Genomic DNA, 13,573 nt, shown 5'->3' on the forward strand with positions numbered 1-13,573 from the left:
TCCTGTTCTAACTTGCATAATATAGGATTCATTTAATTGATAAAGAGAAATCTCACGGTATCCATTTCCTATTTTATTTTGGCCTACGCTTATCTGATCTTGTTGAGAAAAGATTTGCTTGAAGCTTTCCCTGGCATGAAGTATACTGTTCTCGGGAAGGTTAAGCGCTTACCCTCTGAGGAGGATAAGCGAACATGGTTAAACCAATTGTAGTTGGCATTATCGGTGCGGGAAGAATTGGACGCCTGCACGCAGACAATCTGCGTGCGATGCCGTCGTTCAAGCTGAAGTCCATAGCTGAAGCTATGATGAGTGAGGAATTGCTGGCCTGGGCAGAGAGCAGGGGGCTTGGCTCTGTTTTTGCTGCGGGTGAAGATATATTGAATGATCCTGAGATTGAAGCGGTGTTCATCTGCACACCGACCGATTCGCATGCGTCCTGGATTGAGCGGGCTGCGCGCGCGGGCAAACATATTTTCTGTGAGAAGCCAATTAGCCTCTCCTCGGAAGAGACCCAGCGGGCCTTGCAGGTGGCAGAGGACGCTGGTGTGCTGCTGCAAGTCGGCTTTAACCGCCGGATGGACCCCAGCTTCCGCAAGCTGAAGCGTCTGGTGGAGTCCGGAGAACTGGGGGATCCGCATATTGTAAAGATCACCTCGCGTGACCCGCAGCCTCCCGGTGAGGCTTATGTACGGTCTTCGGGCGGGATGTTCATGGATATGACCATTCATGATTTCGATATGGCCCGTTATCTGGTAGGCAGTGAAGTGGCCGAGGTCTACACCCGGGGGGCGAATCTGATTGATCCGATGTTCGGCCGTTGCGGGGATGTGGACACCGCCGTCATTACACTGACGTTCGTGAACGGGGCGATCTGTGTGATCGACAACAGCCGAAAGGCCGTATACGGCTATGATCAGCGGGTAGAGGTCTTCGGGACGCTGGGTTCAGCGACCGCCGACAATTGCCGCCCGACAACAGTGGAGGTATCCACCGCGACTTCGGTTACCCGCGATCAGCCGGAGCATTTCTTCCTGGAGCGCTATAACCAGGCATTTATGGAGGAGATTGTTGCGTTTGCCCGTTCGGTAAGGCTACAGGAGCCGGTGATCTGCAGCGGCCGTGACGGCGAAGCCGCACAGCTCATTGCTGAAGCAGCTAGAGAATCGTATCTGAGCGGACTTCCCGTCAAGCTGTCTGTAACTGCTGCGGAAGCAGGATTTTCTGAACTGCAAGCCTTGTAAGCGGATACAGATTCTGAAGACAGAGGAGGATGAACGAAGATGTCTGATCTACTGATTAAGGCCGGAGCGCCGGATAAGGATGGCTGTATCGCTGCGGTCAGCCCGGAGAGCGCCGGATGGAAATATGTCGGGTTCGAGGTGTACCAAATGCAGGCCGGAGCTACTCTGGAGCGAGATAGCGGAGGGAGCGAGATCTGTCTGGTACTGCTGGCGGGCAAAGCAGATGTAGTGGTGGATGGCGAGCGGTTCGCCGATATCGGCGGACGGATGTCGGTCTTTGAAGATAAGGCTCCTTATGCTGTATATGTTCCGGCGGGAGCGCACTATGAGGTTAGCGCATTGACAGAGCTGGAGCTTGGGGTCTGCCTTGCTCCGGGAAGCGGTAAATATCCGGCACGGCTGATTACCCCGTCGGATGCGGCAATCGAGGACCGCGGCTATGGCAGCATGACCCGCAAAGTCGTAAATATCCTGCCGGAACACAGCGTAGCTGAGAGCCTGCTGGTGGTCGAGGTGCGCACGGGCGGCGGCAATTGGTCCAGCTATCCGCCGCACAAGCATGACCAGGATAACCTGCCGGCGGAATCCTACCTGGAGGAGACGTACTATCACCGGGTCAATCCCGCTAAGGGCTTCGTGGTGCAGCGGGTCTACAATGATGACCGCAGCCTCGACGAGACTATTGCTGTTCCTGATAAAAGCATCGTGCTGGTGCCGGAGGGGTATCACCCTGTCTCTGCGCCGCCGGGATATGACTCGTATTATCTTAACGTCATGGCCGGACCTGTCCGCACGTGGGTGTTCCACAATGATCCCGACCATGAGTGGCTGTTCAAGCCGGGACAGAGCGGGTCTGCGGCAGCGTCAACGGCAGAGTGAATAGAGCCTAATAGGGTAGAAGGTTATCTAGCTTGGCAACAAGCGAATGGATGATTATGGGGCTTCCGGCAGCGGGAGCCTTTTTCAGATAGATAAGAACTTATATGTTTTGGGGCCCCCGCAAAGTACCTGAGTCATCATCGAAGCTAAAGCTTCACTTTGTGGGGTTATTTTGATAGCTGGTTTGCAGAAGAAACACGTACCCGATAGATAGACAGCATAGGTGGACTTCCTTATAATCGAAGGATAAGAAGGCATGAACGCAAAGGCGGGCTTAATAACGATGAAACCTACAATCTATGATGTGGCACGGGAAGCAGGCGTCTCTATCGCTACGGTGTCCAAGGTATTGAATAAGAGCGGCCGGATCAGCGACAAGACGCGGGAAAAGGTAGGACGGGTCATGGAGGAGCTGAACTACCAGCCCAGTCTGGTAGCTTCTGCCCTGACCAGCCGCCGGACGGGGACCATCGGGCTGATGATCCCCGATATTGCCAATCCTTTCTTTGCGGAGACAGCCCGCGGTATCGAGGATTACGCCCAGGAGCAGGGCAGCGACTTAATCGTCTGCAGTACGGACCGCAGCGATGAGAAGGCGGCCCGGTATATCTCGCTGCTGCTGCGCAAACGGGTCGATGGCCTGATTATTGCCTCTCATACGGGGAACCCTGAGCTGATCCGCGGAATGGTGGCCGATCATGTGCCGCTCGTGCTGTTCTCAGCCGATATCCGTATGCTGGAGGGGAACAGTGTCACCGTCGATGATTACAAAGGCGGCTATCAAGCCACAGAATATTTGCTTTCTCTCGGTCACCGCAGGCTGGGAGTGATCTCTGACAATCTGCCGGGGAGCAGGCTGCGGGTGGAGGGATTCCTGGATGCGCTGAAGGCGGCGGGGATTTCTTTTGACAATCCGGCGAATATGATCCACACCTCGGCTACGCTGGAGAACGGACGCACGGCAGCGGCAGAGATGCTGAATCAGGCACAGGACATACGCCCGACCGCCATCTTTGCCTGCAATGACCTGCTGGCAATCGGGGTGCTCAAGGAGGCGCGCAGCGCCGGCCTGTCGATTCCCCGCGACTTGTCCGTAGTGGGCTTCGACAATACGATGCTGGCGGAAATCTGCCATCCCACGCTGACCAGTATCGCCCAGCCTCTGCGCGAGATGACCGAGCAGGCGATGCTTCTGCTGAATGAAGCGATCAGCAACTCCACCAGCCCCAAGCGCAAAATCATGCTGATGCCCGAGCTGGTCATCCGCCATTCTACGGGGCCGGTTCCGCACTAACCACACCTATTTATTCAAGACCTGTTCCGGCTGCGGCTGGGAGCGGGTCTTTTTTGCGTGCTGTAGTGGGGGAAGAGCGAGTGTGCGTGGGGACGTATACGAAATGTATGCGAAAAACCGAACACAATCTGCCAGCCGACTCTCCCCGTTAGGGAGCAGCGTGTGCTAAGGCGGAGAACAAGTGGATTTACTACAACTACTGAGGAACGATTGCCCCCCGGAGGGATAGTAGTTGGAAAACTGGCACTTAAATAATCCCGATATCCACCTCGGCGGCAAAATCAATCATAGTAGTTGCTGTTTTTCCACTTGCTTGCTCCTAATCGTCAAAAAACACGGAAATAAGCTGCGTTTTTCCACCTGTTTTTCCGAGGGGAATATTCCAATTCAATGCCTGCACCCGATTATTGATATCGCTTTCAAATTGAGGATTGCCAAAAGCACGCTTCTAAACTATACTAAAGTAGAAAATTAGGTTAAGCGCTTACCCTCTCCCCAGAGATGAAATGAAACATTCTGTTCCAAAGGCAACAATTAAACGTTGAAATACTCAACCTACACGCCAAGTTATACGCCAAATGATTCTTACAGCAGCATATTAAACTAACCTTACTAATGCGATGTATAGCTTCACTGTACGAATTACAACTTCACTGTGCGATTTATAGCTTCATTGTACGAATTACAGCTTCACTGTCCAATTCACAACGATTTACAGCCATTCGTATTACCGAACGGACTACCTTTTCCCTAGCTTGATCAAGGAGGCATCACTATGAACGGTTTACAGTTCGACCCTGACCGGCAGCTGGATGTAGTTGCTGTTGGCCGGTTATGTATTGATTTGAACGCCAATGAGACCGGGCGGCCGATGGAAGAGACGATGACCTTCACCAAATATGTCGGCGGCTCTCCGGCCAATATTATCATCGGTGCCGCGCGGCTCGGCATGCGTACCGGCTTCATCGGCAAGCTGGCCGACGACCAGATGGGCAGGTTCATCCGCAACTATCTGCGCAAGGATGGCATCGATGACAGCCAGGTGTGTGTGGACCGGACGGGTGCGGTGACGGGGCTGGCTTTTACAGAAATTAAGAGCCCGCAGGAGTGCAGCATTCTAATGTACCGCGACCATGTGGCCGATCTGCTGCTGAACACAGAGGAGATCTCCGAGGAATACATCGCCAGCTCCAAAGCGCTGCTTATCTCCGGTACTGCACTGGCGCAGAGCCCGTCCCGTGAAGCGGTGTTCCTGGCACTGGAATTTGCCCGCAAGCATAATGTGACCGTGTTCTTCGATCTCGATTACCGCCCTTATACCTGGACATCAGCCGCTGAAACGGCGGTCTACTATAACCTCGCTGCCGAGAAAAGCCACTGCATCATCGGCACGCGTGATGAATTCGACATGATGGAGAATCTGTACAATCTGGCTGGCGCTGATGATCAGGCCACGGCAGCCCGCTGGTTCTCGCATCAGGCAGAGCTGGTGGTCATTAAGCATGGCGGCAGCGGCTCGATCGGCTATACAGCGGATGGGCGGAGCCACCGGAGCGGGATTTTCCCGGCTAAGGTCCTCAAGACATTCGGCGCAGGCGATTCGTATGCGTCAGCCTTCATCCACAGTCTGATGAGCGGGCACAGTGTCAGCGAGGCGATGCGGCGCGGCAGTGCTTCGGCATCCATTGTCATCTCCCGCCACAGCTGCTCCGATGCTATGCCAACCCTGGCGGAGCTGGAGGAATTTCTGCGAACTAACGAGGAGGTTACAGCAGGAGCGCAATAAGAAGGGGAGTCAGCAGACTTTATATAGAACAGAAGGAGTGGACAGAATGACAGAGCAAACGGCACAAGTATTGAAAAATTATATCGGCGGGCAATGGGTAACAGCCGATACGGAGCAGACGGAACCGGTAGTGAATCCGGCCACAGGTGAGCTGCTGGGCAGAACGCCTCTATCCGGCAGAGCGGATGTGGACCGGGCGGTGGCGGCGGCTAAGGCAGCTTTTGCAGGCTGGTCCGCAACACCGGTGCCGCGCAGAGCACGGATTCTGTTTAAATATCAGCAGCTGCTGGTCGAGAATTGGGAAGCGCTGGCGAAGATCATCACCCTGGAGAACGGTAAAAGCTTCAAAGAGGCTTACGGCGAGGTCCAGCGCGGCATTGAATGCGTAGAATTCGCGGCAGGGGCTCCGACACTGATGATGGGCCGGCAGCTGCCGGATATTGCGACTGGCATTGAGTCAGGGATGTACCGTTATCCAATCGGGGTGGTCGGCGGGATTACCCCGTTCAATTTCCCGATGATGGTGCCTTGCTGGATGTTCCCGCTGGCGATTGCCTGCGGCAATACCTTTGTGCTGAAGCCCTCGGAGCGGACACCGCTCCTGGCAGCCCGCCTTGCGGAACTGCTGGAGGAAGCGGGACTTCCGGAGGGTGTGCTGAATGTGGTGAACGGCGCGCATGAGGTGGTGAACGGGCTGCTGGAGCACCCGGATGTGAAGGCGATTTCTTTTGTCGGATCGCAGCCGGTGGCGGAATATGTATACAAAAAAGGAACGGACCATCTCAAGCGCGTTCAGGCGCTGGCCGGAGCAAAGAACCACTCCATCGTGCTGGCGGATGCGAACCTGGAAGCCTCGGCCTCCCAGATAGTGAACGCGGCCTTCGGCTCTGCCGGGGAACGCTGCATGGCTTGCTCGGTGGTAACGGTACAGGAGGAAGTCGCCGATGAGCTGATCTCGATCCTGCTGCGGGAGTGCAACAGCATGACCATCGGGAATGGTCTGGAGGAGGATACGTTCCTCGGGCCGGTGATCCGTCAAGGCCATAAGGAGCGGACAGTTAGCTACATTGAACAGGGCATCGCCGAAGGCGCGAAGCTGCTCAGGGATGGCCGTGAGGATGCGGCGGTGCAGGGAGAAGGTTATTTCATCGGACCTACGCTGTTCGACGGGGTGACGGAGGAGATGAAGATCTGGCAGGAGGAGATTTTTGCACCGGTGCTGTCGGTGATCCGGGTGAAGGATGTGGCCCAGGCGGTGGAGATTGCGAATCGCTCGCGGTTTGCGAACGGCGCTTGTATCTTTACGAATGATGGCGGTAAAGTCCGTTACTTCCGCGAACATATCGAGTCCGGCATGCTGGGAGTCAATGTTGGAGTGCCTGCACCAATGGCCTTCTTCCCGTTCTCGGGCTGGAAGGATTCGTTCTACGGCGATCTTCATGCAAACGGAAGCGACGGGGTAGAATTCTATACGCGCAAAAAAGTCGTCACTGCCCGCTGGCAGTAGACAAGGCGAAGGGAGGACATGAAGTGGAACGTATCCGATTAACAACAGCGCAGGCGCTGGTTAAATTTCTGAATCAGCAATATGTGGATTACGGCGGAGGGCCGGAACGCTTCGTGCACGGTGTATTCACCGTGTTCGGGCATGGCAATGTACTTGGATTGGGGCAGGCCCTGCAGGAAGCGCCGGGTGAATTGACCGTCTACCAGGGACGCAATGAGCAAGGGATGGTTCACGCGGCAACCGCATTCGCCAAGCAGAGCCGCAGACGGAAGATTATGGCCTGCACCGCTTCAGTAGGGCCGGGGGCTGCAAATATGCTGACGGCTGCTGCAACAGCAACGGCGAATCAGATTCCTGTGCTGCTGCTGCCGGGAGATACCTTCGCTACCCGCCAGCCTGATCCGGTGCTCCAGCAGATGGAGCATACGTATAACTTGTCGATCACGGTCAATGACGCCTTCAAGGCGGTCAGCAAATACTGGGACCGGGTGACCCGGCCAGAGCAGCTGATGTCGGCAATGCTCAGCGCGATGCGGGTGCTGACTGATCCGGGAGATACCGGGGCGGTGACCATTGCGCTGCCGCAGGATGTGCAGGGCGAGGCTTGGGAGTACCCGGCTGATTTCTTCCGCAAGCGGATTCACCGGGTCATCGCCCGGCTGCCTCACCCGCAGGAGATCGCGGCTGCGGCTGAGCTGATCGCCAGCAAGCAGCGGCCGCTGCTGGTCTGCGGCGGGGGTGTCCGGTATGGGGATGCCGGAGCGGCGCTGCGCGCTTTTGCCGGGAAATTCGCCATTCCGTTCGGAGAGACCCAGGCTGGCAAAAGCGCCGTAGCCAGCAGCTTCGAGTATAATCTCGGCGGCATCGGCGTCACCGGCAACGGCTGCGCGAATGCGCTGGCCCCGGAGGCCGATCTGGTGATCGGCGTCGGTACCCGGTTTACGGACTTCACCACCGCCTCGAAGAGTCTGTTCAGTCATCCTGAGGTGGAGTTTCTGACGCTGAACGCTTCGCCCTATCATGCGGCTAAGCTGGACGCGCTGGCAGTGGTCTGCGATGCTGCCGAAGGCTTGAACGCCTTAGCCGCAGCGCTGGAGGAGCGGGGATACCGCTCTGCGTATACGGATGAGATCGCCCAGGCGAAGAAGTCGTGGGCTGCGGAGAGAGAACGATTAGCTGGCGTGGAGTATATTGCGAACACTGACAACACTGGTGCGTTCACCCCGGAAGTAGCTGGACATCTCGATGAGAAGCTCCCGGAATATGCAGAGGTGCTAGGCACTTCGCTGACCCAGACGCAGGTGCTGGGGATCATTAATGAAGTTATTCCGCAGGATGCGATTGTCATTGGAGCGGCGGGCAGTCTGCCGGGAGATATGCAGCGGATGTGGAACTCGGAGGTGCCGGATACCTATCATATGGAATACGGCTTCTCGTGTATGGGTTATGAGATTGCCGGGGCGCTGGGCATCAAGCTGGCTGAGCCGGGGCGTGAAGTCTATGCGCTGGTCGGGGACGGCAGCTACCAGATGCTACATTCTGAACTGGTAACCAGCTTACAGGAGAACCGGAAGATCAACGTCCTTCTGCTGGATAATGCAGGGTTCGGCTGCATTAATAACTTGCAGATGGAGCAGGGAATGGAGAGTATGGCTACAGAATTCCGCTACCGCGAACCGGACGGCCAGCTCAGCGGTGAGCTGATGCGGATCGACTATGCGGCGAGTGCGGCAGGTTATGGAGTGCAGACCTTCCGCGCGTCTACAGTTGAGGAGCTTCGCACGGCCCTGGCGGCGGCCCGCCAGTCGGAACGCTCCACGCTGATCGACATCAAAGTGCTGCCGAAGACGATGACCCACGGCTACGGCGCCTGGTGGAATGTCGGGGTTGCGGAAGTGTCCGGTAAGGAAGCCGTACAGGAGGCTTATGACCGGAAGCGCAGCGGACTTGAGACAGCCCGGAGCTACTAAGCGGGCGCTGCATGTGCGTGAAGCAGGCAGACGGCGCACAGTGAATCAAGGATTCTGCCATACTTGGGAGTGTGGAAGGGGTAGAACATGAGCATGTTCAGAGACAATGCCGTCCGGCTTGCAATCGCTCCGATTGCCTGGACGAATGATGATATGCCTGAGCTGGGGGGCGGCAATACGTTCGAGCAATGCATCAGCGAGATGGCGCTTGCCGGATATGAGGGCAGCGAGGTGGGCAACAAGTATCCGCGTTCCCCGGAGCTTTTGCATAGGGCACTGGAACTGCGCGGTCTGAGTATTGCCAGTGCCTGGTTCAGCGCTTTCCTGACGGTGCGTCCGTATGAGGAGACAGCAGAAGCCTTCCGTGCGCACCGGGATTTCCTGCATGAGATGGGCGCCAAGGTCATTGTCGTATCCGAGCAGGGCCGGAGCATTCAGGGACAGATGGATACGCCGCTGTTCGCTGACAAGCCGGTATTTACCGAGGCGGATTGGGCTGCGCTTGCCGCAGGTCTTAGCGGACTGGGGCGGCTGGCGGCCGAGAAGGGCATGTCGCTGGTCTATCACCATCACATGGGCACCGGGGTGCAGACTGCAGCGGAGATTGCCCGGCTGATGGAGCTTACAGATCCTAATGAAGTGTCGCTGCTATACGATACGGGGCATTTGGCCTTCTCCGGAGAGAATCCGCTGGAGGTGCTGCGTGAGCATCTGCCGCGGATTAAGCATGTGCATCTGAAGGACATCCGGCCGGAGGTAGTCCAGCGCGTGAAGACGGAGAACCTTAGCTTCCTGCAGGCGGTAAAAGCGGGAGCCTTCACCGTACCAGGCGATGGCTGCATCGCGTTCGGAGAGATTTTTGCCGAACTGGCTGCCTCCCCCTATACGGGATGGTTCGTTGTCGAAGCGGAGCAGGACCCGGCGCTGGCCGATCCGCTGGAATATGCGATCAAGGCGCGGCGGTATATCCGGGAACATAGCGGTTTGTAGGAAATCCGGGTAGAAGCCTGTATGTCTGCAAGGCAGGAATATGCGGGGGTGCACAGCTGCGGCTGTGCGCGCTCCGTTTTTTTTATGAAATCCATAGATCAGGTGGAAGCTACGGGCGGAGTTAGTTGGAATTACTCCACCTGCTACCGGACAAATGAATCCTTTGTACAACAGCAGTTGGAAAAACAGCACTTAATCCAATCACATTTCATCTAAAGTGCCACTATCGATACTATTAAATGCTGTTTTTCCACTTGCTTGGGTATATTCATAAGAATTCGAATAATTAAGATATAATTATCCACCTGTTGAGCCGGAGCGGTTTACAGGGTGGTGGCCGGGGCAGCGGCTGAAGTAATTAATAGGTAAGTTACTGGATGTTTGTGAAGGCAGTTACAGCTTGTACCAGCACAGGAGAATGGCGGGGAACGGGGCTGCGTGTAGAATGACTTTATCTGGTTAGCTGGAGGGGAAGCGCATGTGCTATAATGGCAGGAATTCGAACGGCGGTCCGTTTGGCAAGTTGCCGCAGTTGAGATAGATCTGATGTCGGAGAGCCGCCACAGAGCAGCCTTGGACGATGTGTGTATGAAGCGGCCGGATGTGGCCGGGTATCCTGATTGTTGTGGAGGAGATTGTCGAATGTTCCGTTCCTGGTATCGCCGGTTGCTGCTGTCTTATTTCCCTATATTTCTGCTGACGGTGACGATTCTGATCTTCGCCTCCTTTGTGTTTATTAATGATATCTCCCGGACGGAGACGAAGAAGGCAGACCTCATCTCGGCCAGCTATCTCAGAGATAGTGTGGACCGGACGATCAAGGAAGCCGAGCTGTCTGTGCTGGATGCGGTAGAGCGGAGTGATGCCTACAAGCTCTATTTCAATAATCAGGGGGAGCCTGACAGGGGGACTGTCTATGCGGTTGCCCAGAGTCTGCGCAATCTGATACAGGAATCCTCGTATATCCAGTCGGTGTATTTGTATGACCGTGTGAGTGGAAGCGTTCTAACCGATACGGGGCTGAAGGAGCTGGAGGGATTCGCCGACAAGGACTGGATCAGGGCCATGACTTCGACTCCGGCAGTACCGGAAGGCTGGCAACCGGTCAGGGATTATCATTCGGATCAGTCCCAGCGTACAGAAATTCGTGTGCTGACTACCAATAAAGCAATGCCGCTTCCTTTCGGCTCCGGGGGGATGCTTGTCATTAATATCAAAATGAGTGCCTTGGAGCAGCTCATCGACAGCATGGTTAACCAGCAGCTCTCGTTCATGACCATTCTGGACGGCAATGGCAACACCGTGTACCAGGCTCATTCCGATACGGAAGGTGCGGCTGACGGTAAGCTGCTGAACACAATTAAGCTGGAGAGAAACGGCTGGATGTTCGAGAGCGGAATCAAGACGGGTAATCTGTTCAGCTGGGTTTCTGTGATCTCATATCTCTGGGTAGCGATTGCGGTGGGGACCGTGGTCTGTGCGGTATTGTATCTGATCTATGTAACCCGGCGAAATTATAAGCCGATCCAGGTGATTATGAACCGGATTGAGGGTCATCAGATCCGCACGATGGATCAGTCAACCGACAGGCCGGACGAGATGATGCTGATTGACGGTGTGCTGGAGAATCTAATCAACCATATGACCGATTATGATACCAAAACCAGGGAGAACCTGCTGCTGCAGCGCAGCAAGCTGTTCACCGATCTGCTGCACAGCGAGCGGCTGGAGCAGGTGACCCGGCGGCTGGAGGAGCTGTCTCCGCTTACCGGTGCGAATGCTTCCTCGCGCTTTATCGTTGTGCTTGGGGAGATTAACCGCTACGAGCAGGTATTCGAGGACCGGTATACCCGGGGGGATCAGAATACGCTCAAGTTTGCCCTGATGAATGTATTCCAGGAATTGGCACGGAATGCGGAGCTGCAGGGATGGGCAGAATGGGTGGGAACCGAACGCGCAGCGATACTGTTCCTGGTGACCGGCAGCGATCAGGAGATGGAGGCCAAGATCCGGGTCTTCGCCGAGGATTGCCGCTCGTGGGTTGAGCAGAATCTGCGGATCTCGCTTAGCTTCGGCATCGGCACCGCCGCTGCCGGGCCGGGGATGATCCGGGAGTCTTATGCGGCAGCCGAATATGTGATGCAGCACAAGCTGCTGATTCATGAGGATATCGTCTTGGCAGGCAGCGGCGCAGCGCGCCAGCCGCTGCTTGAGACGTATAAATATCTGCAGATGATTGCTGAATTCGTGAAGTATTTCCGCATGTCGAGCGGCCAGTGGCGGGAGCAGCTGGAACGGATCTTCGAGTCGTTTGAACAGGATTTCCTGAAGGATGAGGATATCCGTTCCCTGATCCAGGCTATGCTGCAGATGCTGAGCCGGGAAGTAGCGGTGATGTCTGAGCAGCTGCAGGACGAGCTGTCGGCGGAGAATGCAGAAGTCCGGCTGAAGCAGCTGGAGGAGGCCGAGGCGCTGCATGAAGTGAAGGCCATTCTATTCGAATATGTCACCGATTTATTCCGTACCTATGTCTCTGCCAGCGAAACGAAGAGCTACCGGGCCATGGTCAATGAGATGAAGGATTATATCGAAGAGAATTTCACCAATCCTGATCTTTCATTGAAGCATCTGAGTGACCGGTTCCAGGTCTCCGGCAAATACGCCAGCTATCTGTTCAAGACTGAATTCAAAATGAAGTTCGTGGATTTCCTCACCGAGCTGCGGATGAAGGAAGCCGAGCAGCTGCTGGTGGATACGGATTGTTCCTTGCAGGATATCGCGCTTCAAGTAGGGTATGGGAATGCCATTTCGTTTGGCAGAGTCTTCAAGCGGATTGCCGGCATCACGCCGGGCGATTACCGTTCTTCCAGACGCCGCGAAGCAGCCTCCAGATTGGAGCCGCAGGATTAGAGGAAGCTTCACTAAGGAAGGAATTCCGTTAGCCGGTGAAGCATAGGATTTATCTGCTACAACCGTGTAAGCTCCAGGCCGCATCTCTTTTCCGCCAACCTCTGAAAAGAGGGGGCGAATAGCGATGCGGCCTGTGTTTTTGCCGATATGAAAGCGGTTTATTGTACGAAAATGGTTGGTCTGATAAACCGGATGTCCGAATTCAGGCACTTTATCGCATCCGAAACAGGTTTATTGTCAGACCGCCGAAAGTTATGGAATACTGTGGTCATCCCGGAACGACAAGCAGCCTTGAACACTGAGGGGAATACAGGCTTGAACGGGACATTACTAATAGTACGGGCACAGTGAAGCTCGGGGGTATCATGCAGTCACCATTATAGCCTGCTAAGGCGAGGGAGATGGAACAATGACAGTGAACGTAAATCAAAGAGTTCTGAAGAAGGCAATCGGCATCGGCTTGACCGCAGTAATGGGAGCTACTCTGCTTGCAGGCTGTTCCTCGGACGGAAAATCGAATTCGGCAGCCGGAGGTACAGATGCACCCGGGAAGAGCGCTGATCGCGTTACCTTAAAAGTAGAGATCTTCGACCGCGGTAAAACGCCGAAGCAATACACCATTACCAATAACTTCATGTCTCAAATGATTCAGAAAAATTTCGGTGATCCGAATAATATCAATGTAGAATTCGTTCCGGTGCAGCGTTCGGAGGAAGTAACCAAGCTGAACGTACTGATGGCCAGCAATACGGATGTGCCGGATATTGTCTTCACTTATGATTCCAGTGTCTTCTACCGTTACGCTCAGCAGGGCGGGCTGACCGATGTGGGTTCCCTACTCGAGGAGCACGGCCAGACGCTGAAAAAATTCATTGGTGATGAGACGATGGCCTTCGGCCAGCTCGACGGTAAGCAATTCGCGATTCCGGGTAAACGGGCGATTACAGGCCGCTACACTTCATACATCCGCCAGGACTGGCTGGGGAAGCTGGG

At 55.3% G+C, this 13,573-nt stretch carries 9 protein-coding genes and 1 pseudogene; all 10 read left to right on the top strand.

Going from position 1 to position 13,573, the window contains the following annotated elements:
* The first annotated feature begins 194 nt into the window (after positions 1 to 194).
* On the top strand, positions 195 to 1,244 hold the full coding sequence (gene iolG, locus C162_RS22185; RefSeq protein WP_036697836.1) for an inositol 2-dehydrogenase: 1,050 nt from the start codon (positions 195 to 197) through the stop codon (positions 1,242 to 1,244).
* 39 nt (positions 1,245 to 1,283) lie between these two features.
* Positions 1,284 to 2,123, top strand: a complete 840-nt coding sequence (iolB, locus tag C162_RS22190) for a 5-deoxy-glucuronate isomerase (protein ID WP_036697839.1) — start codon at positions 1,284 to 1,286, stop codon at positions 2,121 to 2,123.
* Positions 2,124 to 2,406: 283 nt separating this feature from the next.
* Positions 2,407 to 3,417 carry a LacI family DNA-binding transcriptional regulator gene (locus C162_RS22195; protein ID WP_036697840.1) on the top strand — a complete coding sequence of 337 codons (1,011 nt, stop codon included), beginning with the start codon at positions 2,407 to 2,409 and terminating at the stop codon, positions 3,415 to 3,417.
* Between the two features lie 232 nt (positions 3,418 to 3,649).
* Complete coding sequence (locus C162_RS36110) at positions 3,650 to 3,892, top strand: hypothetical protein (RefSeq protein ID WP_156949685.1); 243 nt, start codon at positions 3,650 to 3,652, stop codon at positions 3,890 to 3,892.
* A gap of 300 nt (positions 3,893 to 4,192) precedes the next feature.
* A complete protein-coding gene (gene iolC, locus C162_RS22200) occupies positions 4,193 to 5,203 on the top strand; it encodes a 5-dehydro-2-deoxygluconokinase (RefSeq protein WP_036697842.1) in 1,011 nt (336 codons plus the stop codon).
* A 46-nt stretch (positions 5,204 to 5,249) separates the two neighbouring features.
* Positions 5,250 to 6,710: a CoA-acylating methylmalonate-semialdehyde dehydrogenase gene (locus C162_RS22205; protein ID WP_036697844.1), complete on the top strand. Its 1,461-nt coding sequence runs from the start codon at positions 5,250 to 5,252 to the stop codon at positions 6,708 to 6,710.
* A 23-nt stretch (positions 6,711 to 6,733) separates the two neighbouring features.
* On the top strand, positions 6,734 to 8,680 hold the full coding sequence (gene iolD, locus C162_RS22210; RefSeq protein WP_036697847.1) for a 3D-(3,5/4)-trihydroxycyclohexane-1,2-dione acylhydrolase (decyclizing): 1,947 nt from the start codon (positions 6,734 to 6,736) through the stop codon (positions 8,678 to 8,680).
* Positions 8,681 to 8,773: 93 nt separating this feature from the next.
* Positions 8,774 to 9,670, top strand: coding sequence for a myo-inosose-2 dehydratase (gene iolE, locus C162_RS22215; RefSeq protein WP_036697856.1), 897 nt, complete (start codon positions 8,774 to 8,776; stop codon positions 9,668 to 9,670).
* Positions 9,671 to 10,312: 642 nt separating this feature from the next.
* Entirely contained in the window at positions 10,313 to 12,580 is a 2,268-nt protein-coding gene (locus C162_RS22220) for a helix-turn-helix domain-containing protein (protein ID WP_036697848.1), read from the top strand.
* Positions 12,581 to 12,989: 409 nt separating this feature from the next.
* A pseudogene (locus C162_RS22225) lies at positions 12,990 to 13,573 on the top strand (extracellular solute-binding protein); the annotation flags it as partial.

The organism is Paenibacillus sp. FSL R7-269, assembly GCF_000517865.1.
GTDB lineage: Bacteria > Bacillota > Bacilli > Paenibacillales > Paenibacillaceae > Paenibacillus_AQ.

What these genes read in the sequence shown, in the direction of transcription:
- C162_RS22205 (WP_036697844.1), top strand. Translation starts at nt 5,250, where the DNA reads ATGACAGAGCAAACGGCACAAGTATTGAAAAATTATATCGGCGGGCAA.
- iolE (WP_036697856.1), top strand. Translation starts at nt 8,774, where the DNA reads ATGTTCAGAGACAATGCCGTCCGGCTTGCAATCGCTCCGATTGCCTGG.
- C162_RS22195 (WP_036697840.1), top strand. Translation starts at nt 2,407, where the DNA reads ATGAAACCTACAATCTATGATGTGGCACGGGAAGCAGGCGTCTCTATC.
- iolB (WP_036697839.1), top strand. Translation starts at nt 1,284, where the DNA reads ATGTCTGATCTACTGATTAAGGCCGGAGCGCCGGATAAGGATGGCTGT.
- iolG (WP_036697836.1), top strand. Translation starts at nt 195, where the DNA reads ATGGTTAAACCAATTGTAGTTGGCATTATCGGTGCGGGAAGAATTGGA.
- C162_RS22220 (WP_036697848.1), top strand. Translation starts at nt 10,313, where the DNA reads ATGTTCCGTTCCTGGTATCGCCGGTTGCTGCTGTCTTATTTCCCTATA.
- iolC (WP_036697842.1), top strand. Translation starts at nt 4,193, where the DNA reads ATGAACGGTTTACAGTTCGACCCTGACCGGCAGCTGGATGTAGTTGCT.